At 67.2% G+C, this 23,734-nt stretch carries 21 protein-coding genes and 1 pseudogene; 12 read left to right on the forward strand and 10 right to left on the reverse strand.

The genetic code is table 11. The features are described from left to right. Positions 1 to 7: 7 nt before the first annotated feature. The 3 genes from OKW45_RS01675 to OKW45_RS01685 all read right to left on the reverse strand — a co-directional run bounded on the left by OKW45_RS01675 (position 8) and on the right by OKW45_RS01685 (position 4,155). On the reverse strand, positions 8 to 1,717 hold the full coding sequence (locus tag OKW45_RS01675) for a formylmethanofuran dehydrogenase subunit A (RefSeq protein ID WP_429465505.1): 1,710 nt from the start codon (positions 1,715 to 1,717) through the stop codon (positions 8 to 10). Then, complete coding sequence (locus OKW45_RS01680) at positions 1,714 to 3,099, reverse strand: molybdopterin-binding domain-containing protein (protein ID WP_429465507.1); 1,386 nt, start codon at positions 3,097 to 3,099, stop codon at positions 1,714 to 1,716. The genes OKW45_RS01675 and OKW45_RS01680 overlap by 4 nt, the downstream gene beginning before the upstream one ends. 306 nt (positions 3,100 to 3,405) lie before the next feature. Beyond that, positions 3,406 to 4,155, reverse strand: coding sequence for a HisA/HisF-related TIM barrel protein (locus OKW45_RS01685; protein WP_429465509.1), 750 nt, complete (start codon positions 4,153 to 4,155; stop codon positions 3,406 to 3,408). Between the two features lie 14 nt (positions 4,156 to 4,169). Between OKW45_RS01685 and OKW45_RS01690 the strand changes: the two genes are divergently transcribed. The 3 genes from OKW45_RS01690 (at position 4,170) to OKW45_RS01700 (ending at position 7,076) form a co-directional block, all read left to right on the forward strand. After that, entirely contained in the window at positions 4,170 to 5,213 is a 1,044-nt protein-coding gene (locus tag OKW45_RS01690; protein WP_429465511.1) for an ATP-grasp domain-containing protein, read from the forward strand. Further along, on the forward strand, positions 5,210 to 6,319 hold the full coding sequence (locus OKW45_RS01695) for a hydantoinase/oxoprolinase family protein (protein ID WP_429465513.1): 1,110 nt from the start codon (positions 5,210 to 5,212) through the stop codon (positions 6,317 to 6,319). The genes OKW45_RS01690 and OKW45_RS01695 overlap by 4 nt, the downstream gene beginning before the upstream one ends. Positions 6,320 to 6,485: 166 nt before the next feature. Beyond that, on the forward strand, positions 6,486 to 7,076 hold the full coding sequence (locus tag OKW45_RS01700) for an amino acid kinase family protein (RefSeq protein ID WP_429465514.1): 591 nt from the start codon (positions 6,486 to 6,488) through the stop codon (positions 7,074 to 7,076). Positions 7,077 to 7,083: 7 nt separating this feature from the next. Here OKW45_RS01700 and OKW45_RS01705 read toward each other — a convergent pair whose 3' ends face one another. The 3 genes from OKW45_RS01705 to pqqA all read right to left on the reverse strand — a co-directional run bounded on the left by OKW45_RS01705 (position 7,084) and on the right by pqqA (position 8,634). After that, a complete protein-coding gene (locus OKW45_RS01705) occupies positions 7,084 to 7,827 on the reverse strand; it encodes a (5-formylfuran-3-yl)methyl phosphate synthase (protein ID WP_018424589.1) in 744 nt (247 codons plus the stop codon). A 27-nt stretch (positions 7,828 to 7,854) separates the two neighbouring features. Further along, positions 7,855 to 8,454 carry a DUF447 domain-containing protein gene (locus tag OKW45_RS01710; protein ID WP_018424590.1) on the reverse strand — a complete coding sequence of 200 codons (600 nt, stop codon included), beginning with the start codon at positions 8,452 to 8,454 and terminating at the stop codon, positions 7,855 to 7,857. A 105-nt stretch (positions 8,455 to 8,559) separates the two neighbouring features. Then, the gene (gene pqqA / locus OKW45_RS39620) at positions 8,560 to 8,634 is read right to left on the reverse strand and encodes a pyrroloquinoline quinone precursor peptide PqqA (RefSeq protein ID WP_113062024.1); all 75 of its coding nucleotides are present in this window, start codon (positions 8,632 to 8,634) and stop codon (positions 8,560 to 8,562) included. Positions 8,635 to 9,116: 482 nt separating this feature from the next. Between pqqA and OKW45_RS01720 the strand changes: the two genes are divergently transcribed. The 8 genes and pseudogenes from OKW45_RS01720 to rpe all read left to right on the forward strand — a co-directional run bounded on the left by OKW45_RS01720 (position 9,117) and on the right by rpe (position 18,173). Then, complete coding sequence (locus OKW45_RS01720; RefSeq protein WP_429465518.1) at positions 9,117 to 10,616, forward strand: form I ribulose bisphosphate carboxylase large subunit; 1,500 nt, start codon at positions 9,117 to 9,119, stop codon at positions 10,614 to 10,616. Between the two features lie 117 nt (positions 10,617 to 10,733). Continuing rightward, entirely contained in the window at positions 10,734 to 11,162 is a 429-nt protein-coding gene (locus OKW45_RS01725; RefSeq protein ID WP_027195078.1) for a ribulose bisphosphate carboxylase small subunit, read from the forward strand. Between the two features lie 45 nt (positions 11,163 to 11,207). Further along, positions 11,208 to 12,204: pseudogene (gene cbbX / locus OKW45_RS01730) on the forward strand (CbbX protein). 27 nt (positions 12,205 to 12,231) lie between these two features. Next, a complete protein-coding gene (locus tag OKW45_RS01735) occupies positions 12,232 to 13,335 on the forward strand; it encodes a class 1 fructose-bisphosphatase (RefSeq protein WP_018424595.1) in 1,104 nt (367 codons plus the stop codon). A gap of 55 nt (positions 13,336 to 13,390) precedes the next feature. Continuing rightward, positions 13,391 to 14,263, forward strand: a complete 873-nt coding sequence (locus OKW45_RS01740) for a phosphoribulokinase (RefSeq protein ID WP_429465520.1) — start codon at positions 13,391 to 13,393, stop codon at positions 14,261 to 14,263. A gap of 46 nt (positions 14,264 to 14,309) precedes the next feature. Continuing rightward, positions 14,310 to 16,361 carry a transketolase gene (gene tkt, locus OKW45_RS01745; protein WP_429465522.1) on the forward strand — a complete coding sequence of 684 codons (2,052 nt, stop codon included), beginning with the start codon at positions 14,310 to 14,312 and terminating at the stop codon, positions 16,359 to 16,361. 44 nt (positions 16,362 to 16,405) lie between these two features. After that, positions 16,406 to 17,443 (forward strand): class II fructose-bisphosphate aldolase, encoded by a 1,038-nt coding sequence (gene fba / locus OKW45_RS01750; protein ID WP_184006734.1) that lies wholly within the window; start codon positions 16,406 to 16,408, stop codon positions 17,441 to 17,443. A 22-nt stretch (positions 17,444 to 17,465) separates the two neighbouring features. Next, positions 17,466 to 18,173, forward strand: coding sequence for a ribulose-phosphate 3-epimerase (gene rpe, locus OKW45_RS01755; RefSeq protein WP_429465524.1), 708 nt, complete (start codon positions 17,466 to 17,468; stop codon positions 18,171 to 18,173). Between the two features lie 13 nt (positions 18,174 to 18,186). On the opposite strand, the gene OKW45_RS01760 is transcribed toward rpe, so the two are convergent. From OKW45_RS01760 to OKW45_RS01770, 3 genes are read right to left on the reverse strand one after another with little or no spacing between them, the layout of a single operon-like run. Next, positions 18,187 to 19,569, reverse strand: coding sequence for a DUF6513 domain-containing protein (locus OKW45_RS01760; protein ID WP_429465526.1), 1,383 nt, complete (start codon positions 19,567 to 19,569; stop codon positions 18,187 to 18,189). After that, a complete protein-coding gene (locus tag OKW45_RS01765; RefSeq protein WP_018424601.1) occupies positions 19,548 to 20,177 on the reverse strand; it encodes a flavoprotein in 630 nt (209 codons plus the stop codon). Before OKW45_RS01765 ends, OKW45_RS01760 begins: the two co-directional genes overlap by 22 nt. Beyond that, positions 20,174 to 22,237: a sigma-54-dependent Fis family transcriptional regulator gene (locus tag OKW45_RS01770; RefSeq protein WP_429465528.1), complete on the reverse strand. Its 2,064-nt coding sequence runs from the start codon at positions 22,235 to 22,237 to the stop codon at positions 20,174 to 20,176. Before OKW45_RS01770 ends, OKW45_RS01765 begins: the two co-directional genes overlap by 4 nt. A 388-nt stretch (positions 22,238 to 22,625) precedes the next feature. On the opposite strand from OKW45_RS01770, the gene OKW45_RS01775 reads away from it, so the two are divergent. Then, positions 22,626 to 23,132, forward strand: a complete 507-nt coding sequence (locus OKW45_RS01775) for a dihydroneopterin aldolase (protein WP_018424603.1) — start codon at positions 22,626 to 22,628, stop codon at positions 23,130 to 23,132. Positions 23,133 to 23,238: 106 nt separating this feature from the next. On the opposite strand, the gene OKW45_RS01780 is transcribed toward OKW45_RS01775, so the two are convergent. Continuing rightward, positions 23,239 to 23,616 (reverse strand): hypothetical protein, encoded by a 378-nt coding sequence (locus OKW45_RS01780; protein WP_018424604.1) that lies wholly within the window; start codon positions 23,614 to 23,616, stop codon positions 23,239 to 23,241. Between the last annotated feature and the right edge of the window lie 118 nt (positions 23,617 to 23,734).

Raw genomic sequence — 23,734 nt, forward strand, 5'->3', positions numbered from 1 at the left:
GGACGCGTCAGGTTAGACATTCCACGGGCAATAGTCGTCCGCCGCGGCAGCAGCGGCAGGCTTCGTCGTCGCTGATCGCGGCGTGGGCGAAGTTGCTCGCGAGGTTCGCGTCGCTATACGCGCGCAGCGTTGTCTCGATGCCGCGATCGAATTCCGGCGCGACGAAATGGATACCGCCCGTCGGCGTCGCGACCAGCGTACCGTCGCGCGCGACCAGTTCGCCGTCCTTGAACACATAGGCCGGCGACGTGAACATCCGCTCGCGGTCCGGCTCGTCGCGATAGACGGCGATATCCGCCGCCGCGCCCGCGCCGAGATGGCCGCGATCGCGCAGACCGAGCAGACGCGCGGGGCCGGCGCGCGTGATGATCGCGATCTCGTACAGCGAGAATTCGCGCTTGAGCTCCGGCAGCGCACTGGCGACCTGTGCTTCGGGATGCAGCTTCGCTAATTGCTCATCGCGAAACGGCTTGTCCATCAGCAGGCGGATCAAATGCGGGTAGCTGGTAAACGGGCCGCCGTTCGGATGGTCGGTGGTCATCGCGACGCGCCACGGGTCGTCGACGAGCAGGAAGATTTCGAGGCCGATGATCCATTGCAGCGCGTTCACGTAGCTCTGTTCGCGATAACGGAACGGCAGCACGCCGCAACCCGCGTCGCACTCGATATCGCCCACCACCCACTTGTGCGGCCGCGCGAGCGGCGCGTTGCGGAACTGCATCATCGTGTCACCGGAGGCCGTGACGGTCTGTCCGAAGATGATCTGGCCGACGTCGATCGACACGTTCGGCCGCGCGTTCACGGCCTCGGCAATCTGCCGCGCGCCCGACGAAAACTTGCGCGAACCCTCGGTGCCATAGCTGTGAAACTGGATATGCGTCAGATGGATCGGCAGGCCGTCGGCGGCGTCCATCGTCGCGATGGTCGAGGCGAGGTTGCCGGGCACGCCGAGGTTGCTCGTGTGCACGTGCAGCGGATGCGGCACGCGCAGCTCGGTCAGCGCGCGCGTCAGCGTGCGCAGCACGTCGCGCGGCGTGATGCCGTAGTGCGCGTGCGGCTCGTCGACGTTTAGCGAGCGCTGGTTGAACTTGAACGCCGAGATGCCGCCGGGGTTCACCACCTTGACGCCGAGCGCCTTGCTCGCGTCGATCGTCCAGCCGACGTAATCGCGCAGACGTTCGAAGTCGTCGCGCGCGGCGAGCATTCGCAGGAACAGCTCGTCGTTGCCGAGCATCACGTACGCGCCGTGATCGATGATCGGCGTGTCGCCCATTTCGAGGTGCGTGTGGCGCGCGTTGGACGGCATCATCGCCGGCTCGAACGCGGCCGTGTAGCCCATTTCGGCGTAGCGGTAGCCGGTCGCGAGCGTGCCCGGCGTGCAGACGCCGCACGACGGCAGGCGCAGGTAGCGGCCGTTGTCGTCGCGCGCGGCTTCGTAGGCGGCCTCGCGCGGCGCATGGGCGCCCCGCGCATCGGCGCGATGGTCCTCGGGCAGCAGCAGGCGCGACAGATTGGTCTTGCCGCCGCCGATATGCGAATGCAGGTCGATGCCGCCCGCCATCACGATCATGCCGGTCGCGTCGTATTCGCGATCGACGGGCGTGGTGGCGGGCACGTCGACGATGCGGCCGTCGCGGAACGTGAGGTCGCGGCGCTCGCCGTTGACGTTGTGGATCGGGTCGAACAACGTGCCGCCCTTGAGCCGGACGAGAGTCATGGCTGATCCTCGCGCGTACCCGAGCGTTCGCTCAATCGCCCGCTCAACTTCGCGGCAATCGACGCCACCGACTCCAGCGCGGCACCACGCGCGGCGGTGAGCGGCATCACGACCGTGCCGTCGATGCGAAACAGATGCCCGCCGCTATCGACGCCCGGTGTCGCGACCGGCACGAACACGGTGTTCGCGCCGCGTGCCCTGGCGGCATCGGCGAGCGCCGGATGACCGAGCACGATCAGGGGAAGCGCGGCATCGAGCGACGCGGGCCACGCGTGCGGCGCGAAGCCCGCGATCCACAGCAGCGCATCGACTTCGCGTTCGGCGAGCAGCCGAGCCGTCCGATAGCGGTACGGATCGTGATCGAGTGGCGCGGTGCCCGCGGCGTGCGCCGGCATCGACACGCGCGTGCGCAGCGGCAAGCCGGACAGCCACGTGACGGTCTGATTGACCGTCAACGCGCCGTCGTCACCGCCGAGCGCGAGACATGCCGCGCGCGTCGTGCGATTCACGGCCTTCACGATCCGGTTCAGCGCTTCGATCAGCAGCGCCGCGTGCGGCGCGGGCAGTGCGGCCGGTTCGTAGACGACCACCGTATAGCGCGCGCCGGCGATGCGTGCGTGCAACGACGCGAGCGCGGTTGCCACGTTGGCTGCGCTGCTATCGCCGTGGCTGAGCGCGGCGGCGTCGCGTCCTTCCGCGAGCGCTGACCACAGCGCGAGCGTGTCGTACGGATCGGTGTCCGGCAGCAGCGTGTCGATGCGCGTTTGCGCGAAGCCGGCTGCGGCCGGGTCCGCTTCGCAGCCGACGAAGACCAGCTCGCGCGCGAGTTCGAGTTCGGTACCCGCCAGCACGCGCGTGAAAAAGCGCGGATAGCGCCGCGACGGCTGACAGCCGAAGAACACCAGCAGGTCGGCGCGCGCGCGCACTTCGGAGAGCGTCGTAAAGAGCGAGCCGCGGTCTTGCAAAGCGAGCGTCGCGGGCGTCAGCGCATCGCCGTGCAGATGATCGAGGATCGCGCCGCAGGCGGCGGCAAGCGGATACAGCGCGCGGATGCCGGCGACGTCGGTGGCGAGGCCGCCGAATAATGGGCGGCGCGCGTTCGCGAGCAACTGCGCGGCGCTCGCCAGCGCGGCATCCTTGTCCACTTCGTTGCCATCGACGGTGCAAGCGCATTGCGCGTCCGTCGCGCCGTACTGCGCGAGCGCGTGGGCGAGCCGCGAACATTCGGTGTCCGGCACATCGAGCGTGCCGTCGTCGTGGGCAGCGGCGGCCAGGTCGTCGCACAGCAAAGGGCAGAACGGACAGATCCAGTCGTGTGTGAGCGCCGCGGCGCGTGTCGCGCTCGGGCTGGGGGTCGATGGATCGATGGAGGGGCTATGCATGGGGCAGGTTTAGCAAGCTCCATGCCGATCTTTCCGACACGCCTCGGCGGGCGAGCGCCGCGCTGAAGCGGGCCGCGCCTACGGTCGTACTGCTTTGCATTCAGCGGATGAGCATGCGCGGGTCCCTGCGGCAAGCGTGCCTGATCCTGCGTCGGCGCGCGGCGTCAAAGGCCCGCTGCGCCATACAAAATGTGTGCCGTTCTGGAGCAGAGTGTCAAGCAGAGTGTCACGCGCGAACAGTCCGGCTTGCGTTGCGTTTACCGACAGCGCTGTCAGAACGCGTGGCATGGAAATTGTATGGAAGGCCTACGCGGAATCGGAATGCGCGCAGTCGATCTGTCGATCGTGCAGCGCGGACGCCACCAGCCAGGCGCTTGCGCCGGTGCCGGCCGCGGCGGCCAGATCGTCGCGATTGCGGATGCCGCCCGCGCCGATCAGCGTGGTGTGCGCGGCGGCCTGCGCGCGCACGCGCTCGAACGTCGCGAGATCGGGGCCGGCGTAGCTGCCGACCTGGTCGAGCGTCATCGCGATCACGCGCGACGGCCACCACGCCGACGAGCGGTCGAGCGCGGGCGCGGCGAGCAGTTCGCCCGCGCGATGATCGAGCGACAGGATCGGCGCGAGACCGGCGCGCTGAGCCGCGTGCAGTGCGTGGATATCGCGCAGCGTCTCCGAGCCGAACACAGGCACGAGAGTCGCGAGGTGGGAACCGGCAGCAGGGCTGTCGTGTTGATCGATGGCGTCGTCGATGCGCTCGAACAGCGCGCGCATCGACGCGTAGTCCGCGAAACCCGCGTCGAGCCACAGTTCGATGCCGGGCAGCGCGGCCCGCAATGCGGCGAGTGTCGAAGCATGCGCGCCGCGCTGCAGGATGGCGCCGAGATCGGCGATATAGAGCGTGCGCGCGCCGCTGGCTTCGAGCAGCGCGCGGGCGGTGGCAAGTGGGTCGCTCGTCGCGACGAGGCGGGACTGGATGGGCCGATAGGCGCTCCGCTCGCCGCGCACGGCGCGTACGACCTGGCCGTCGAGCAGATCGAGAACAGGTATCACCTGCATAGGGGCGCTTTCCTTTGAACAGAATCTTTGTCTACGAGTATCTCACCGGCGGCGGCATCGACCCCCAGCTCGCCGGCCCGGGCAGTCTCGCCGATTTGAGCGCGCTGATCGTCGAAGGACGCGTGATGCGCGACGCGCTGGTCGCCGCTCTGCGTGAACTCGACGGCGTGCAGGTCACGTTCGCGACCTCGCGCTTCGAAACGCCAGGGGCGGGCGAGGCCCATTGTATGGCCGCGCCCGGCGAATCGATGACGGCGTTCGTCGCGCGCGCGGCGCGCCAGCACGATTACGCGTGGGTCGTCGCGCCGGAATGCGACGGGCTGCTGCTGCGCTTTCACGATGCGGTCGGCACCGCGCGCTGGCTCGGCTGCGCGAAGGAAGCGATCCGCGTCGCGTCGAGCAAGAGCGCGACGGCGGCGTGTCTTGCCGCGCATGGCATTGCGACGACGCCGGCGCTCGAACCCGGCGACTCAGCCGCGCAGCACGCCGGCCGGTGGGTGGTCAAACCGGACGACGGCGCGGGCGGCCTCGACACCATCGTGTACGAGCGCTTCGCCGATGCCTGCGCCGAGTACGAGGCGCGCGCGGCGGCGGCGCGCAATCCGGTGCTGCAGGCGTGGGTCGATGGCGAGCCGTTGAGCCTGTCGCTGATCTGCCGCGGCGACGCTACCAAGCTCCTCAGCATCAATCGTCAGCAGATCGGGCTGAGCGGCGGCGACGCGTCGGGTGATGTTGCGCGGATCGTCGAGTTCGACGGCGTGCTGGTCGATCAGATCGACCAGCACAGCGACATGGGCCGCGCGCTCGACACGCTCGCGCATCGCGTCGCGCGGGCCATCCCGGGCTTGCGCGGCTTCGTCGGCATCGATGTCGTGTGGCACCCACAACTCGGGCCGGTCGTGATCGAAGTGAATCCGCGTTTGACGGTCGCTTATGCGGGGCTGTCGGCGGCGCGCGGCAGCGGCCTGACGCGCGCGCTGCTGGCCGCGCATGGCGTGCGCCTCGAGCGCTGCGGCGCGGCGCGCGCCAATTGGCCGACGTACGAGGTGCGCCCTTGAGCCCCGCCCGTTCGAACCCGGCGGCGCGGTTCGGCTGGGACGTCGGCGGCGCGCACGTGAAGGTGTCGCTCGTCGACGGCAGCGACGCCGTGCTGGACGTCGTGCAATGGCCGTGTCCGCTTTGGCAGGGGCTCGACCATCTGCACCGCACGATCGACCTCGTTTTCGAGCGCTGGCCGCAGGCCCGCACGGACGCCGCGCAGCATGCGGTGACGATGACCGGCGAGATGGTCGACCTGTTCGCGGATCGCGCCGAAGGCGTGCGCGCGATCGTGGCCGCGCTCGCGCAGCGGCTCGGTCCATCACTGCGTTTCTACGCCGGCGACGCCGGCTGGCTCGCCGCCGCCGACTGCGCGGCCGGCTGGCGTCACGTCGCGTCGGCGAACTGGCTCGCGACCGCGAGCTGGGTCGCTACCCGCATGGCGAACGCGCTGCTGATCGACATCGGCAGCACCACCACCGACATCATTCCGATCGTCGGCGGCCGCGTCGTCGCGCGTGCCGCGACCGATGCGGGCCGGCTCGCGACCGGCGAACTCGTGTATCACGGCGTCGTGCGCACGCCGTTGTGCGGCGTTGCGCATCGGATCGAATTCGGCGGCGCCATGCTGAACGTGATGAACGAATGGTTTGCCACGACCGCCGACGTCTACCGGCTGACGGGCGAACTGGACCCGCTGCACGACGTGCAGCCGAGCGCCGACCAGGGGCCGAAAACGCAGGCGGCGAGCCGCGCGCGGCTCGCGCGCATGATCGGGCACGACGCGCACGACGCGTCGGACGTCGAATGGCTGCACTTTGCGCGGCGCTGGCGCGCGCTGCAGGTGCGCGAAATCGGCGCGAACCTGATGCGCGTGGTCGCCGCGCAGCCGGTGCTCGCGGCCGCGCCGCTGGTGGGCGCCGGCTGCGGCCGCTTCCTCGTCGCCGCATTGGCGCGCGACGAGGCGCGCGGCTATATCGATTTCGGCGCGCTGGCGGGCGTGCCCGATGCTTGCGCGGCATGGGCGGCGACCTGCGCGCCGAGCGTGGCGGTCGCGCTGCTCGCGGCGCGCGAGCCGGGCGCGCAACGGCGCGGCGCGCGTGGTATCGCGGCGCGCGCGGCATGAGTCGAGAGGCGCGGCGCTCAATCCGGGGACGCGGCGCGCCGGCGCACGAGTAGCGCAAAGAGGGGCAGTGGACACGATAAGGCGAGCGGGACAAGTTCGGTGATGAACGAGGTTGCGAAACGACGCGACCCGGCCGGGCACTCAACTGGACACGAGGGCAACAGTCATGTGGGTGGTCAAGATCGGAGGCAGCCTGAGTCACGACCCGGCACTGCGTCACTGGCTCAGTGAGCTATGCGAAGTCGGCGGCGGACGGGTCGTGATCGTGCCCGGCGGCGGCGATTTCGCGGACAAGGTCCGCCAGTACCAGGGCGAGTGGAACTTCGACGATCTGGCCGCGCACAACATGTGTCTGCTCGCGATGACGCAATATGCGCTGCTGATGCAGGGCGTTTCGCCCGAACTGGTGATCGCGTCGAGCGAGGCGAAGATTCGCCGCACCCTGCGTGACGGTCATGTCGCCGTGTGGGCGCCGACCGCGCTGATGCGCGACACGCCCGACGCGATGAGCAACTGGGACACGACCTCGGACAGCCTCGCCGCCTGGCTATCGACGATGCTCAACGCGGAGCGGCTGGTCGTCGTCAAATCCTGTCCGATCGCCGTCGACGATCCGCTCGAAACGCTGGCCGCGTCGGGGGTGGTCGACCGCAAGTTCGTCGACTACGTGAACGATGCGAACTATGTGGTCGAATTGCTCGACAAGAGCAACGTCGCGCTGATGCGCGACCGTTTGCTGAATATTCCGGTGATGTGATCGGCTGCTACAGCCGCGTCGCGTCGGTCGTGCCCGGCAACGGCGCGCCGCCATCGACGCGAATCTCTCCAGCCGGCCGGTGCAACGCGCTCGCCCATTGCGCGACGCGCTCGGGGTCGAGCCGCGAGCGGCGCCCGTCGGCGCACAGCGCGGTGCGAAAACCGGCCACGTCGGGCGCCAGCGCGCGGATCTGCGGCAGTTGCGCCCAGCCGAGCGCACCGGCGATGCCCGCCATCGCGCCGCGCTGACGCGCGAGCCGCAACCAGCGCGCGAGCGAGTCGACATCGACGTGATCGAACAGCGTGCCGCCGTCCTTGCTCGCGGTATCGAACATCAGACCGGCGAAGCCGAGCGCCGCGGTGTGGCTGACCAGTTCGTCGTCCATGCCGCCGTCGCATAGCAGCACCGGCACGACGCTAGCCGGCAGATTCGCGAGCTGCTCGATGCAGCGGCGCGCGGCCGGTCCGCGCGCGACGCCGACCTTCACATAGTCGACGCCGGCATCGCTGACGTCGATCACGCGCGCGGCGATCTCGTCGAACGCATCGGCCGGCACGTCGCCGATTGCCGCGCTGATCGGCTTGACCGGGTAGCGCGCGCGAAGTTGTTGCGCGATGTTCGTGATGGCGCCGATCGACAGGCCGCCGAGCGCGCCGTCGTCCGGCTCTTTCAGGTCGATCAGCTCGGCGCCCGCGCGGGCGGCGTCGAATGCTTCGTCAGCCGAGCGGACGCTCGCGAGCAATGCGGTCATCTGGGTTCTCCGCGGAAGGAAGGGTTTTCAGTGATGGGCCGAAGCGGCGGCTTGATGCGCCGCGTCTTCGAGGCTCGCGCGATATCGCGCGATCGCGGCGACGAGCCAGCTCCATGCGGTGCGCTCGTTGTCGCCGGCGGTTTTGTCGATCGCGATCTGCAGATACGCCATTTCCCGATCGACCTTGTCGGCCGGCAGCATGAAGAGCCGGCTCACCAGAATCGCGCCTTCCACGACCGCCGACTGCGCGCGATTGAAGCCCGCGAACGGCGCGTGGTTTTCACGGTGCACGCATTTCATCACCAGCACCGGGCGCTCCGCGTCGTCGCGCAGCTCGTCGAGTTCGAGCTCGGCGTGGGCCAGCGACTCGGCCAGACGTACGCTCGGCACGCGGCTCGCAGCCACGGTCGGCCAATCGGTCGCGCAGTGCGTGACGCAGCCGGCGAAGATACGCACGTCGGTGGTGAAATTCAGCACGGCCGCGCGCGTCGCGATCACGTTGTCGAGCGTGACCGACGGACGGAACGGCGCAAGGATGATGCGCTCACCCTCGTAGCGCGCGCCCATTGGCGCGATATGGGGACGGCCATCGCACGCTGCCGTGGTGACGATCGTTTCGTGGATCATGGCTGGGAACGTGTGTCCCGACAGCGCCGGAAGGCCGGCCGTCAGCAGAAGTCAAACACAAACGGGAACCGCAAAGGGGCCGCGGCGTGCGGCCCGGTTGCGGGCTTAACGCGTAGCGACATACATCACGATTTCAAACCCGAGGCGTACGTCGGTGTAGCTCGGAGTCGTCCATTGCATACGTGCTTCCTCCTTCGGTTGAAACAGCGGGTGGAACAGCGTTGCGCCGCCGGCCCGGCGTGATGCCCGGTGTCGACGGCAGCCGGCATCATGCAAGCTCCGTGCCCACGCGCGTACCGGCCGGCCAGGCGTGCGTGCATTCGACGGCCAATACAGCACCCGGCGAATTGCGCCACGCCGTGGCGCTCGCACGGGTTGCCAGACGCAAAGAGCCGCGCGGTGTGGCGAAAACGAAGCAAAGTGTGCCATCGCGATTCGCTAATTCGATTGCGCTGTCACGCCGCGCGCCTCGCTCACCAACACATTCTGCTCCCATTCGCGTCGCATGGCTCGAAAAAGAACCTCACGATGTGATAGCGATAACCGATCCGTTAAGTCTGCCAAATAAAATCGTGAATTCACCTTGGGCGTGTCCGTGCCTACAGTGCAACTCAAGCGCTTCGTTCTTCCGGCAGTGCGCTTGCCACCTTCGAGGACACGTCATGAACGATTTCAGTCAACCGCCGATCCAGCCCGAACCTCAAGCGCGCGATCCGCACAATCCGCGCGAACGGTACGCGGCGGGCGTGATGAAATACCGCGAGATGGGGTACTGGCAACCGGACTACGAACCGAAAGACACCGACGTGATCGCGCTGTTTCGCATCACGCCGCAACCCGGTGTCGAACCCGAGGAAGCAGCGGCCGCGGTGGCCGGCGAATCCTCGACCGCGACGTGGACGGTGGTGTGGACCGACCGCCTGACCGCCTGCGACATGTATCGCGCGAAAGCGTATCGCGTCGAGCCGGTGCCGGTGTCTCGCGCCGACGAGCCGCAGTACTTCGCGTATATCGCTTATGAACTCGATCTGTTCGAAGAGGGCTCGGTCGCGAACCTGACCGCGTCGATCATCGGCAACGTGTTCGGCTTCAAGCCGCTGAAGGCACTGCGGCTCGAAGACATGCGCATCCCCGTCGCGTATCTGAAGACGTTTCAGGGGCCGCCGACCGGCATCGTCGTCGAGCGCGAACGGCTCGACAAGTATGGTCGGCCGCTGCTCGGCGCCACCGTGAAGCCGAAGCTCGGTCTGTCGGGCAAAAACTATGGACGGGTGGTCTACGAAGGCCTGCGCGGCGGCCTCGATTTCCTGAAGGACGACGAGAACATCAATTCCCAGGCGTTCATGCATTGGCGCGACCGCTTCCTGTTCGCGATGGACGCGGTGAACCGCGCCCAGGCCGAAACCGGCGAACTCAAAGGGCACTACCTGAACGTGACGGCCGGCACGATGGAGGACATGTACGAGCGCGCCGAATTCGCGAAGGAGCTCGGCTCGTGCATCGTGATGATCGACCTCGTGATCGGTTGGACCGCGATCCAGTCGATGTCGCGCTGGGCCCGCAGGCACGACATGATCCTGCATCTGCATCGCGCGGGGCATGGCACCTACACGCGGCAACGCAACCACGGCATCTCGTTTCGCGTGATCGCCAAATGGCTGCGCATGGCGGGCGTCGATCATGCGCATGCGGGCACCGCGGTCGGCAAGCTCGAAGGCGATCCGCTGTCGGTGCAGGGCTACTACAACGTATGCCGCGACGCGCACAACGCGGTCGATCTGTCGCGCGGCATTTTCTTCGACCAGCCGTGGGCCGGCTTGCGCAAGGTGATGCCGGTCGCCTCGGGCGGGATTCACGCGGGGCAGATGCATCAACTGCTCGACCTGTTCGGCGACGACGCGATCCTGCAGTTCGGCGGTGGCACGATCGGCCATCCGGCCGGCATCCAGGCCGGCGCGACCGCGAACCGCGTCGCACTCGAAGCGATGGTGAAGGCGCGCAACGAGGGCCGCGACATTCTGCGCGAAGGCCCCGACGTGCTCGAAGCCGCCGCGCGCTGGTGCACGCCGCTCAAGCAGGCGCTCGATACGTGGCGCGACGTGACCTTCAACTACGCATCGACCGATACGCCCGATTTCGCCGCCACGCCGACGGCGGCCTAGCAACGCCGAGCTTTTCCCGCGAGCGCCTCACGAGCGCATCCGCAACGCGGTGCAACGGCACCGCGCGGGGCACCGTTGACGCCGCTCCGAACGCGACATCCATCCACGAGGTTCGTCATGCGTATTACTCAAGGAACGTTTTCTTTTCTGCCCGAGCTGACCGACGAGGAAATCGGTCTGCAAATCGACTACGCGCTGCGCCAGGGCTGGGCCTGTTCGGTCGAATTCACCGACGACCCGCATCCGCGCAACACCTACTGGGAAATGTGGGGTCTGCCGATGTTCGACCTGCACGACGCGGCCGGCGTGTTGCAGGAGGTCAGGGCTTGCCGCGAGGCGCGGCCGCAGCACTACATCAAGGTCAACGCGTTCGACTCGGTGCGCACCTTCGAGACGATGCGCCTGTCGTTCATCGTCAACCGGCCGGACGTGGAGCCGGGCTTCCGGCTGTTGCGGCAGGACGCGCAGGGGCGCACGCAGCGCTACAGCATGACGGGCTACGCGGGCGACCGGCCAGCGGGCGAGCGTTACGGCGCGGCGGGCTGATGCCTATGACAGGTCGCACGACCCCACCCGCAGCTAGGAGGAACCATGACAGACGCCGCCATCGTGGACGCACTGCCCGCGTCCACCGCGCACAGCGACGCCGCCGCGCCCCACATCGACCTCGCGGCGCTGTACCGCGACTCGGGCATCGGCGACGTGCTCGGCGAACTCGATCGCGATCTGGTCGGGCTCGCGCCCGTGAAAACGCGCATTCGCGAGGTCGCCGCGCATCTGCTGGTCGAGCGCGCGCGGGCTTCGCTGGGTCTCGCGGGCGGCGCGCCGACCTTGCATATGTGCTTCTTTCTCCGGCAACCCCGGCACCGGCAAGACGACGGTTGCGCTGCGCATGGCGGAAGTGTTGCACCGGCTCGGCTACATTCGCCGCAATCATCTGGTGTCGGTCACACGCGACGATCTGGTCGGCCAGTACATCGGCCACACCGCGCCGAAAACGCGCGACGTGCTCAAGCGCGCGATGGGCGGCGTGCTGTTCATCGACGAAGCGTATTACCTGTATCGCCCGGAGAACGAGCGCGACTACGGGCAGGAAGCGATCGAAATTCTGTTGCAGACGATGGAGAACCAGCGCAGCGATCTGGTCGTGATTCTGGCCGGCTACGCGTCGCGAATGGAAGTGTTCTTCGAGAGCAATCCGGGTTTCCGGTCTCGCATCGCGCATCACATCACGTTTCCCGATTACGAGGAAACACAGCTGCTCGAAATCGCCGAACGGATGCTCGGCGCCATGCATTACCGCTTCGATGCCGCGTCGCGCCGCGCGTTCGCCGACTATCTGGCGCGCCGCATCCGTCAACCGAATTTCGCCAACGCGCGCTCGGTGCGCAACGCCCTCGACCGCGCGCGGCTGCGCCAGGCGAACCGCCTGTTCGCGAGCGCCTTGCAAGGCGGCGAGCCGATCGACGCCGCCACGCTGACGCTGATCGATGCCGCCGACGTGCGCGCGAGCCGCGTGTTCGACGCGCCGCCGCAGTCCTCGCAATCGCCTTCCACCGCGCGCGCCGTCACGGCGCCGCCGGGCTGAATCACGACACCATCGACGGAGAACGCCATGCAGGACGGACGCACGACACTATCGAAGTTCCTGATCGACACGCTCGATCGCCCGCCGTGTACGGACGACACGCGCGACACTGCAGGACTCTCCGCGCTGCTGATCGACGTAGCGGCGGCCATCAAGTCGATCTCGGCGATGCTGACCAAGGGCGCGCTAGGCGGCAACTACGGTTCCGCGCAAACGCTCAACACGCACGGCGAGCAACAGAAGAAGCTCGACGTCTCGACCAACGAGATCTTCGTGCAGCAATGCGAGTGGGACGGCTTGCTGGCCGCGATGGTGTCCGAGGAAATGGAGCACGTCTACGCGATTCCGCCGGACTATCCGCGCGGCGAGTATCTGCTCGCGTTCGATCCGCTCGACGGCTCGTCGAATATCGACATCAACGGCGTGGTCGGCTCGATCTTCTCGGTGCTGCGCACGCGCGACCCGGCAGAGGATGCAACCAGCGAAGCCGCGTTCCTGCGGCCGGGCTGCGAACAGGTCGCGGCCGGCTATGCAGTGTATGGACCGTCGACGATGCTGGTGCTGTCGGTCGGCAATGGCACGCATGGCTTCACACTGGAGCGCGACATCGGCAACTTCGTGCTCACGCATTCGAACATCCGGATTCCGGAGGAAACCGGCGAGTTCGCGATCAACGCATCGAACGAGCGCTTCTGGGAGCCGCCCGTGCGCCGCTACGTGCAGGAGTGCAAGGACGGCCGCAGCGGTTGCCGCGCGCGCGACTTCAACATGCGCTGGATCGCGTCGATGGTCGCGGAAGTGCATCGCATCCTGATGCGCGGCGGCGTGTTCATGTATCCGCGCGACTCGAAAACACCGGCGATGGAAGGACGCCTGCGCCTGCTCTACGAAGCGAACCCGATGAGCTTCCTGGTCGAGCAGGCGGGCGGACTCGCGATGACCGGCCGGGAACGCATTCTCGACGTCGCGCCGCGTGCGCTGCATGGCCGCGTGCCGGTGATTCTCGGCTCGAAGAACGAGGTCGAGCGCATCGCGCGCTATCACGGCGAATACGACCGCGGCGAGGACAAGCCGTTCACGTCGCCGCTGTTCGGCACGCGCTCGTTGTTCCTGCCGGATTTCACGGCGTGATCAGCGACTGACGGCGCGCTCAGCGCACAGAACACAGTCATACGGAGACAAACGCATGTCAGTCAAACATCCGATCATCGCGGTGACCGGCTCGAGCGGCGCCGGCACCACCACCGTCATGAAGAGTTTCACGCATATCTTCAGACGCGAGCACATCAATGCGCAGATCGTCGAAGGCGACGCGTTCCATCGCTACGACCGCAATGGCATGCGCGCGGCGATGCAGGAGCGCGAACGCGACGGTGTGCCGAATTTCAGCCACTTCGGGCCGGAAGCGAATCTGCTCGAAGAGCTCGAAACGCTGTTCACGCGCTACGGCGAAAACGGCAGCGGGCAGCTTCGCCACTACGTGCACGACGCGGGCGAAGCGCAACTGTACAAGCAGGACGGCGGCACCTTCACGCCATGGGAGGAGGTCGCGCCCAATACCGACCTGATGTTCTACGAAGGGCTGCATGGCGCGGCGGTGACCGGCAGGGTCGATATCGCGCGGCATGCGGATCTGCTGATCGGCGTCGTGCCGATCATCAACCTCGAATGGATCCAGAAGCTGCACCGCGATCAGACGATGCGCGGCTACACGCACGAAGCGGTGGTCGACACGATCCTGCGGCGCATGCCCGACTACGTGAACTACATCTGCCCGCAGTTCTCGCGCACGCATGTGAACTTCCAGCGCGTGCCGACCGTGGACACGTCGAATCCGTTTACCGCCCGCGAGATTCCGCAACCGGACGAGAGCTTCGTCGTGATCCGCTTCGCGCGGCCGAAGGGTATCGACTTCCAGTATCTGCTGACGATGCTGCACGACTCGTTCATGTCACGCCCGAACGTGATCGTCGTGCCGGGCGGCAAGATGGGACTCGCGATGCAACTGATCTTCACGCCGATGATCCTGCAACTGATCGACCGACGCTCGCGCGCCTGAGCGGTATCAGACGGATACCGAGGTTCATTTCGCAAGGAGAGATTCGATGAGTGCAGTCGCGCAACCGCTTGACGCACCCGCCACGCGCTCGATGGCCGACGCGCTGCGCATGCTCGCAATCGATGCGGTGGAAGCCGCGAAGTCGGGACACCCTGGCATGCCGCTCGGCATGGCCGAGATCGCGGTCGCATTGTGGGACCGGCATTTGAAGCACAACCCACGCAATCCAGCCTGGCCCGACCGCGATCGGTTCGTTTTGTCGAACGGGCATGGTTCGATGCTGCTCTATGGACTGCTGCATCTGACGGGCTATGACCTGCCGATCGACGAATTGAAGCGTTTTCGCCAGTTGCACGGCAAAACGCCGGGGCATCCCGAAGTGGGCGTGACACCAGGCGTCGAGACGACCACCGGGCCGCTCGGCCAGGGGCTCGCGAACGGCGTCGGCATGGCGCTCGCCGAGGCCTTGCTCGCGCGCGAGTTCAATCGGCCCGGGCATAGGGTCGTCGATCACCGTACCTACGTGTTCGTCGGCGACGGCTGCCTGATGGAGGGCATCTCGCACGAAGCGGCGTCGCTCGCGGGCACGCTGAAGCTCGACAAGCTGACGGTGCTCTACGACGACAACGGCATCTCGATCGACGGCCACGTCGCGCAATGGTTCGGCGACGACACGCCCGCGCGCTTCGCGTCCTATGGCTGGCACGTGGTGCGCGAGGTGGACGGCCACGACGTCGATGCGGTCGATCGCGCGTTGCACGCGGCGCGCGCCACCGGCCGGCCGACGCTGATCTGTTGCCGCACGGTGATCGGCCAGGGCGCGCCGTCGAAGGCCGGCACGCACGATGTACACGGCGCGCCGCTCGGCGCCGACGAGGTGCAACGCACTCGCCGCGCGCTCGGCTGGCCGCATCCGCCGTTCGAGATTCCCGGCGGGATTCGCGCGAACTTCGACGCGAGCGAGCGCGGTGCCGCCGCTGAAGCCGAGTGGCGCGCGCGTTTCGACGCGTATCGCCGGCACTATCCGATGGAAGCCGCCGAATTCGAACGACGTATGGATGGCAGCTTGCCCGCGCATTGGCACGACACGGTTCGCGCGCTGCTGCGCGATGCGGATGGCGCGGCCGAATCGATCGCGACGCGCAAGGCTTCGCAAAAGGCGATCGCCGCGCTCGCGCGCTGCCTGCCGGAGCTGCTCGGCGGCTCGGCCGATCTGACCGGTTCGAACCTGACGGACTGGCCGGGCGCGGTCGATGTCCGCTGTGACGAAAACGGTCTGCGCGGCGGCAACTACGTGCACTACGGCGTGCGCGAGTTCGGCATGAGCGCGGTGATGAACGGCATCGCGCTGCATCGCGGCTACCTGCCGTTCGGCGGCACCTTCCTGACGTTCTCCGACTATGCGCGCAACGCGTTGCGTATGGCCGCGCTGATGAAGACGCGCTCGATCTTCGTGTTCACGCACGACTCGATCGGACTCGGCGAAGACGGACCCACGCATCAGGCGGTCGAACACGCGGCGAGCCTCAGGCTGATTCCGGGGCTCGACGTCTGGCGTCCGTGCGACACCGTCGAGACCGCGCAGGCGTGGGTCGGCGCCGTGGAACGGGACGGGCCGTCGTGTCTGTTGCTGAGCCGGCAGAACCTGCGCTTCGTGACGCGCTCCGCCGAACAGGTCGCCGCGATTGCGCGTGGCGGGTACGTGTTGCGCGATTGGCCCACCGAAGAAGGGCAAGAGCCACCGGCGCGCATCGTTATGATCGCCACCGGCTCGGAAGTTTCCCTCGCACTCGATGCGATCGCGCCGCTCGCGGCCGCCGGTATTGCCGCGCGCGTCGTATCGATGCCATCGACCACCGCGTTCGACCGGCAACCGCGCGCCTGGCGCGACGTCGTGCTGCCGCCGGGCGTGCCGCGTGTCGCGATCGAGGCGGGCGTGCGCGCGTTCTGGCGGCAATACGTCGGGCTCGACGGTGGCGTGGTCGGCATCGATACGTTCGGCGAATCGGCCCCGGCCGCCGCGTTGTTCGAGCATTTCGGGCTGAACGCGCAGGCGGTGATCGACGAAGCGCGGCGCGTCGCGGACCGCGCGCGTTGAGCCCGCCGCTCGCCAAGATTTCATTTCATATCGAGGAGCACGCAATGGCCTTCATCACCCTGCGGCAACTGCTGGATCACGCGGCCGAACATGACTACGGCGTGCCCGCGTTCAACGTCAACAACATGGAGCAGATTCACGCGATCATGCGCGCGGCCGAGGCGACCGATAGCCCGGTGATCCTGCAGGCGTCGGCCGGTGCGCGCAAGTACGCCGGCGAGCCGTATCTGCGCCATCTGGTGCTCGCCGCGCTCGAAGCGCACCCGGACATTCCGCTCGTGCTGCATCAGGATCACGGCGCGAGCCCCGCGGTGTGTCAGCAGGCGATCCGCTCGGGCTTCACGTCGGTGATGATGGACGGCTCGCTGCTGCCCGATCAGAAAACCCCCGCCGCGTACGACTACAACGTCGAGGTGAGCCGGCGCGTGGTGGACGCCGCGCATGCGGTCGGCGTGTCGGTGGAAGGCGAACTCGGCTGTCTCGGTTCGCTCGAAACCGGCACGGCAGGCGAAGAGGACGGCGTCGGCGCACAAGGCAAGCTCACGCGCGAGCACCTGCTGACCGATCCGGACGAAGCGCGGCGCTTCGTCGACACGACCGGCGTCGATGCGCTCGCGATCGCGATCGGCACGTCGCACGGCGCGTACAAGTTCAGCCGCGAGCCGACCGGCGACATCCTCGCGATCGACCGGATCGCCGATATCCATGCGCGCATTCCGAACACGCATCTGGTGATGCACGGTTCGTCGTCGGTGCCGCAGGAATGGCTCGCGGTGATCCGCGAATATGGCGGCGAGATTCCGACCACCTACGGCGTGCCCGTCGACGAAATCCGCCGCGGCATCGCGCACGGCGTGCGCAAGGTCAACATCGACACCGACATCCGTCTCGCGATGAGCGGCGCGATGCGCAGGTCGCTCGCCAATGCGCGCGCGGAGTTCGATCCGCGCGCGGCATTGAAGGCCGCCACCGCCGCGGCGAGCGCGATCTGCGTCGAGCGATTCGAGGCGTTCGGCTGCGCGGGGCAGGCGGCGCGCATCAAGCCGCTGCCGCTCGATACGATGGCGAGCCGCTACCACTAACGCCACTGCCACGGAGAACGCAATGCGCGAATTCCTGATTGCTCCGTCGCTGCTGTCGGCGGATTTTGCCCGGCTCGCCGACGAGATTCGCGACGTGACGGCGGCCGGCGCGGACTGGATTCATCTGGACGTGATGGACAACCACTACGTGCCGAACCTGACGGTCGGCCCACTCGTGTGCTCGGCGATCCGGCCGTACACGACGCTGCCGTTCGACGTGCATCTGATGACCGCGCCCGTCGATCCGCTGGTGTCGGCGTTTGCCGAGGCCGGCGCGAACCTGATCAGTTTTCATCCGGAGGCGACGCTGCACGTGCATCGGACCATCGACCTGATCCGCTCGCACGGCGCGCGCGCGGGGCTGGCGCTGAATCCGGCGACGCCGCTCGCGGCGCTCGATCACGTGCTGGAGATGCTCGACGTCGTGCTGGTGATGTCGGTGAATCCGGGCTTCGGCGGGCAGGCATTCATCGCCGAAACGCTCGACAAGCTGCGGTTGCTGCGCGAGCGCGTCGACACGACGATGCAGCGCACCGGGCGGCCCTTGCTGATCGAAGTGGACGGCGGCGTGAAGGCGTCGAACATCGCGCGTATCGCCACGGCGGGCGCGGACGTGTTCGTTGCCGGGTCGGCCGTGTTCGGTGCGGGCGATCGCGCGCAGGCGATCCGCGGCATGCGCGGCGAACTGGTTACTGTCGACGAACACGCGGGGGTGGCCGCCATGCAGTGATGGCGCTGCTGTTTCAGCGCTTTTTCATCGTCTCGCCCGGCGCGCACCATGCGCTGAGATCTTCTTCAGGCCGGTCGACAGCGCAGCCCCAGTCGAGCGGCTGGTCCTGATCGAAGCGCTTGCCGAGCCGCCATGCAATCTCGGCGCGCGCAAGCTGCACGCCCATATAGAACGCGTGGCCGCCGTCTGTTTCGAGGTTCAACTGCGGGTACAGCGCGAACGGATCGTCGCCGCGACGATGGCCGTCGCGGTTGTACACGTGAATGCCGTCGGCGCTGATCTGCACGCGGAAATTCGGGTCACGCACGCCGCGCGCGAATTCGCCGATTTCTTCGGCGCTGTACGGAAACGGCCGTTTCGCGTGGACCGTCGCGAGTTCGGTGCTGATGCCCTTCGGCAGCACCTGCGCATCGCGCGCGGCGTGCATCACGCGGCGCGCGACATCGGCTTCGCGCAACGCGCGCCGCGCGTGCTGGCTCACCGACGTCGCCAGCACCGCGCCAACGCGCAATTCAGCCGCCATGCCGAGCAGCACCGCGTTGATGCCGCTCGTGTCGGCCTCGGTCAGTTCGGTCACGTTGCCGATGCCCATCATGATCGCGATGTCGGGATAGCGCTCGCGCAAACGCACATAGCGCGCAATCGACGCGGCCAGCCCGAACGGAATCGGATCGAGAATCGGATCGGCGAGAAACGCGCGGCCGCGCGCGGACAGCGCGTCGATCGCGGCGTCGAGCGAGGCGGGGTCGGCCGGTTCGCGCGCGACGAGGATCGGCGTCGACGGTACTTCGTCGGCGATCCATAGCGTGTCGAGGTTCAGGCTCATCAGATAGTCGGCGCCCGCGCGGCCGCCGCGCAGCAGTTCGTCGTTGCGCATCGAATCGACGCTGACACGATAGCCTTCGGCCTTCAGCCGCCGCACCGCGTCTTCGAGATGCGCAAACGGCGTGTCCGGCAGACAGCCGATGTCGATCACGTCCGCGCCTTGGGCCGCATACTCGCGCGCCCTTGCCGCGATGCCGTCGAGGTCGAGGCGCGGCGCATCGACGATCTCCGCGAAAATCTCCGTGTCGTAGCGGCTCAGATCGAACGGCTTCGCCTTGCGGCCGAAAAACTGCGGCAAGTCCTTGACCTCCTCCGGACCGCGTTCGAACGGCACGCCGTAGTGCGCGCTCAGCGCGTCGAGATCGCCACGGCAGCGGCCCGGCACGATCACGCGCTGCGCGGCGAGCGGCGCGCTCACGCGGCGCTGGATCAGGTCGGCGGTCATCAACCCGGCCACTTGCAGGCCGATTTCGCGCACCTCCCAACTGAACGGCGTTGGCGCCATGCCGTCGAGCACGCGCCGCAGGCTCGGTTCGGCAAGCCGGCCGGTCAGGAAGAGGAGGTGGTCCATGCGAGGTCGAGGGTCGCGAGGCGTTGGGTGAGCGCCGCTTCGAGTTCGTCGAGCGAGCGCGCGAGCGTCGTGTATTCGAAGCGCGCCAGACGCTCGACATTGTCGAGTTCGATCGCCCGTGGCCGCAGTTCGACCCATTCGTCCGGGCTATGCGTGATCACGCTCGGTTCGGTGTCGCACGCAAAGACGATGCCGGGGATGCATTGCTTGCCGGCCTGCGCATACATATTGGTCGGCAGCGTATCCGAGATGCCGTAAGCACATTTGGCGACCGTGTTGCTGGTGGCGGGTGCGATCACGACCGTGTGATAGACGCCGTGATACAGCATGCCGACCGGCACGCCGCTCGCGCTGTTGTCGCGCAGTACGCGAAAGTGTTCGCGCAGCTTGTCGAGCGACCAGCCATAGAGCGGCAGCACTTCCTCGGCCGCCGCGGACAGAAACAGATCGACGAGGGGCAAGCGCCGGGCGAGCGCGATCGATTCTTCCAGCATATGACCGGAGCCGGTCACGCACCACGCGAAGTGCGCATCCGGCTTGAAGTCCGCGAGATCGCGGGCGCCCTTGCGAGCAGTCTCGCTGGGGGACCTGAGGGACGACCCCGTCATGCGTCGAGATCGAACGGCATGCCGTCGGCCGGCGAGCCTTCATGCGACAGCCGGATGTGCAGCCGGCGCATCTTGCGATACAGCGTATTGCGGCTGATGCCGAGCGCCTTCGCGACGTTGCTGACGTTCCAGCGGTGCTCGTCGAGCAGCGACAGCACCGTTTCGCGCTCGTTCAGCTGGATCGCGTTCAGCGAAGAAATGTCCGCGTCGTCGGCGAGATGCCCGTCCATGTCCGCGTTCGCGAGGCGCAGCGCGATCGGCAGGTCGACCGTCGACGTGCGTTGCGTGACCTCGGGCGGCAGATGCTCGCAGCGGATCGGCTCGCCGTCGGACAGCGCGATGGCCATCTGCAACACGTGACGCAGCTGACGGATGTTGCCGGGCCACGCGTAGGTCAGCAGCGCGTGTTCGGCTTCCGGCGTCAGATCGGGCGGATCGTCGGTTTCGTTGGCGAGCAGATGATGGATCAGCGGCAGCTTGTCGACGCGCTCGCGCAGCGCCGGCAGATTCAGCTCGACGCCCTTGAGCCGGTAGTACAGATCCTCGCGGAATTGCCCGCTTTGCACGAGTTCGAGCAGATTGCGGTGGCTCGCGCTGATCAGCTGGAAATTGACCTTGACGGTGGTCTCGGCGCCGAGCGGCGTGACCTCGTGTTCCTCGATCACGCGCAGCAGGCGTGCCTGCAACACGAGCGGCATGTCGCCGATCTCGTCGAGAAACAGCGTGCCGCCGTTGGCCTGCACGATCTTGCCGCGCCGTCCTTCGCGCTGCGCGCCGGTAAATGCGCCCGCGCGATAGCCGAACAGCTCGCTCTCGATCAGGTTCTCCGGCAGCGACGCGCAGTTGACCGGCACGAACAGACCGGCGGCGTGCGGGCTGATGCTATGCAACGCCTGCGCGAAGACTTCCTTGCCGGTGCCGGTCTGGCCGCGCAGCACGATCGGAATCTTGCGCTGGATCACGCGCGCGGCCAACTGGATCTGCGAGGCCATGCGCGGGTCGCCGAATTCGAGGTGCGCGATCTCGTCGAGCTTCGGCTCCGGCCGATGTTTGTCGTGCTTCTCGTGTTTTTCGGCGGCGTTGGCGCGCATGGCGGAGTCGGGGACGAGCACGCGCGTCACGCGCCCCGTGGCGTTCTGCGGCGTCTGCGCGACGAGGAAAAAGCGGTTCGTCGCGTTCGCGCTGTAGACGGTGACCGGATGGAACGAGCCGCGAATGCTGCGCGCGATCATGTCTTCGAGCGACGCGTTGAATGCTTCCTCGATGCGCCGGCCGCGCAGCTCGCTCAGCGAGCGGAAGCCCAGCTGGAACAGCGCGCTGCGATTCGCGGCGAGCACGGTGCTGTCGTCGCCGACCGCGAGCTTGCCGCCGTGCAGCGTGCCGACGAATTCCGGGCGGCTGTGGAAATGGATCATGTTGGCGTGCCGGTAACGGGCATCGAGCAGACGGTTTTCGATCATCTGCCGCGACATGCCGACCAGCACCAGCGAGTGCTGCTGCAGCAGCTTCGAGCGGCTCGTGACGTCGAGCACGCCGGCGATTTCGCCGCCATCGTCGAAGATCGGCGCAGCCGAGCACGTCAGCGACGTATAGCGCGGATAGAAGTGCTCGTTCTGACAGACGGCAATGCAGTCGCGCTCCGCGAGACAGGTGCCCATGCCGTTGGTGCCGGCTTCGCGTTCGCTCCACAGCGCGCCGACGCGAAAGCCGTCGACGGCGACCGCCTCGGCGAACGGCACGGACGACACCTGATGCACGATCACGCCGCCAGAATCGACGAGCACGACCGCGAGCTCGGGATCGGCCAGTTGCTGGTAGAGCGTCGTCATCTCGAGCTTCGAACACGCGATCAGATCGCCGAGCGCCTCACGGCGCGCGCTGAGTTCGTACTCGGTGAGCACCGGCGGCGGCACGAAACGCGCGGGGTCCAGCTGGAATTCGTTGATGCAGCGCGTCCACGACTGAGCTACGGGTTCGCTTGTCGGGCGCGTGGTCAACTGATGGTTGACCACGTTCAGAACTTCCCGGACGTGCGTACTGCTGTCAGCGAGCAACGACATGGGATTTGTCTCCGTTGCGTCATTTCGGAAGCGTGACTGCTTCGCACGCCGCGAATGCCGCTTTATCAAGCCTGCCTGCCCTTGGTGCGGCGGAATCTCGGTTCGCCTGCGCCCTCGCGACCGGCCCTACTACGAGGCGGGTGTTTAAAACTGTACGCCCGATGCAGGATTGGTTCAACAGAAAGTCACACTGGGTTTACCTCACTGTGCCCGGAATTTGCTTTTCTCGATGAGCGACGCGTTAAACGGGATGCAGATTGCATGCCTGTCGCAGCTTCGGCACAGAGTGTGCCGCGCGTCGTTCAGTTCTACTGTTCTACTGTTGCATCGTTTCGCTCGTCATCACTGGCTGTTCAATCCTGGGCCGCGCCGCGGCGGAGATCAAATCATGGATCGTTTCGATACTGTTCGCCTTGCCGCATTTTCCAGCCTCGGCGCCGATCCCGGCTCGCAAGTCGGCGCGTTGCCCGAGCGCCTCGACATCGTATTCATCGAGAACTTCATCGGCCAGACGGTCATTGGTATCGATAGCAGCGAGTTGCATGTCGCGCAACCGGTGCGTGTGAACCTGGCTATCGGCGTGCCAGCGATCCGCGCCTGCGCGACGGACCGGATCGAAGATACGGTCAACTACGCGGCCGTGCGCGGGGCGCTGCTCGAGCTGTTCGCATCGCATCGCGTGCGGCTGCTGGAGGCGCTTGCCGAGACGATCGCGCAACTGCTGATCGCCGACTTCGGCGCGCACTGGGTGCGCGTGTCGCTCGCGAAGCCGGCCAAGTTCGCCGACCTCGCGGCTGTCGGCGTGCAGATCGAGCGGCGTCGCGGCGATGGCTCGGCGGCGGCCGTGGGTCTCGCGCGGTACGCGTCGCTGGGCGAGGGGCTGGTGCCGAATTGAGGGACGCGCCGAGCGGGGGGCGCCTAGCCGGGGGCGCCGAGCCGGGGCGCCGAGCGGGCGGCGCCGGGCCGGGCGCGCAGAACGCCCGGCGCGTTTCAGGCCGTGGTCATTTAGCCACGGTCGACGTTTTCTGCGGACCGAGTCCGCACGCCTGATATGCGCTGGTTTGCAGCGCGCGGAAGCGCTTGGTTTGCGCCTTGGCGTGGTCGACGCGGAATTCCGCGCCGCCTTCGCCGCCTAGCGTCGCGTACTTCGAAAAGGTCGACTGGTCGACGAATTCGTCGTACGGCAATGACGCGGCCATCTTGTCGATCACGCACGAGCACTTGTAGACGTTCGCGAAATCGTGGCCGTTATCGTCCATGCAGCTGAGCACGTATTCGACGCGACCCTCGGTCGGATAGTTGTAGCCGCCCGCCCACGCGAGCGGCGCGGCGAGCACGAGCGAGGTAAAGGCGAGAAGCGCGCGACATCTGTTGGTCATTGAATGCCTCTGCGAGAGCATTGAACCTGCTTCGCGAACCGCTGCGCGAGATGCGTGCCTTGCGGCCGCGAGGCGACGGGATGCGCGAGGAGGCGGCGCCGGCAACGGCGCCGCGTCT

This window comes from Paraburkholderia lebeckiae (assembly GCF_050436225.1).
Classification (GTDB): Bacteria; Pseudomonadota; Gammaproteobacteria; order Burkholderiales; family Burkholderiaceae; genus Paraburkholderia; species Paraburkholderia tuberum.

Bases quoted from the DNA above. Each gene is read 5' to 3' on its own strand.
- OKW45_RS01775 (WP_018424603.1), top strand. From the start codon at position 22,626: ATGGATCGTTTCGATACTGTTCGCCTTGCCGCATTTTCCAGCCTCGGC.
- rpe (WP_429465524.1), top strand. From the start codon at position 17,466: ATGCGCGAATTCCTGATTGCTCCGTCGCTGCTGTCGGCGGATTTTGCC.
- OKW45_RS01675 (WP_429465505.1), bottom strand. From the start codon at position 1,717: ATGACTCTCGTCCGGCTCAAGGGCGGCACGTTGTTCGACCCGATCCAC.
- OKW45_RS01705 (WP_018424589.1), bottom strand. From the start codon at position 7,827: ATGACCGCATTGCTCGCGAGCGTCCGCTCGGCTGACGAAGCATTCGAC.
- OKW45_RS01680 (WP_429465507.1), bottom strand. From the start codon at position 3,099: ATGCATAGCCCCTCCATCGATCCATCGACCCCCAGCCCGAGCGCGACA.
- OKW45_RS01780 (WP_018424604.1), bottom strand. From the start codon at position 23,616: ATGACCAACAGATGTCGCGCGCTTCTCGCCTTTACCTCGCTCGTGCTC.
- fba (WP_184006734.1), top strand. From the start codon at position 16,406: ATGGCCTTCATCACCCTGCGGCAACTGCTGGATCACGCGGCCGAACAT.
- OKW45_RS01710 (WP_018424590.1), bottom strand. From the start codon at position 8,454: ATGATCCACGAAACGATCGTCACCACGGCAGCGTGCGATGGCCGTCCC.
- OKW45_RS01735 (WP_018424595.1), top strand. From the start codon at position 12,232: ATGCAGGACGGACGCACGACACTATCGAAGTTCCTGATCGACACGCTC.
- tkt (WP_429465522.1), top strand. From the start codon at position 14,310: ATGAGTGCAGTCGCGCAACCGCTTGACGCACCCGCCACGCGCTCGATG.
- OKW45_RS01700 (WP_429465514.1), top strand. From the start codon at position 6,486: ATGTGGGTGGTCAAGATCGGAGGCAGCCTGAGTCACGACCCGGCACTG.
- OKW45_RS01765 (WP_018424601.1), bottom strand. From the start codon at position 20,177: ATGACGGGGTCGTCCCTCAGGTCCCCCAGCGAGACTGCTCGCAAGGGC.
- OKW45_RS01685 (WP_429465509.1), bottom strand. From the start codon at position 4,155: ATGCAGGTGATACCTGTTCTCGATCTGCTCGACGGCCAGGTCGTACGC.
- OKW45_RS01720 (WP_429465518.1), top strand. From the start codon at position 9,117: ATGAACGATTTCAGTCAACCGCCGATCCAGCCCGAACCTCAAGCGCGC.
- OKW45_RS01725 (WP_027195078.1), top strand. From the start codon at position 10,734: ATGCGTATTACTCAAGGAACGTTTTCTTTTCTGCCCGAGCTGACCGAC.
- OKW45_RS01770 (WP_429465528.1), bottom strand. From the start codon at position 22,237: ATGTCGTTGCTCGCTGACAGCAGTACGCACGTCCGGGAAGTTCTGAAC.
- OKW45_RS01740 (WP_429465520.1), top strand. From the start codon at position 13,391: ATGTCAGTCAAACATCCGATCATCGCGGTGACCGGCTCGAGCGGCGCC.
- OKW45_RS01760 (WP_429465526.1), bottom strand. From the start codon at position 19,569: ATGGACCACCTCCTCTTCCTGACCGGCCGGCTTGCCGAACCGAGCCTG.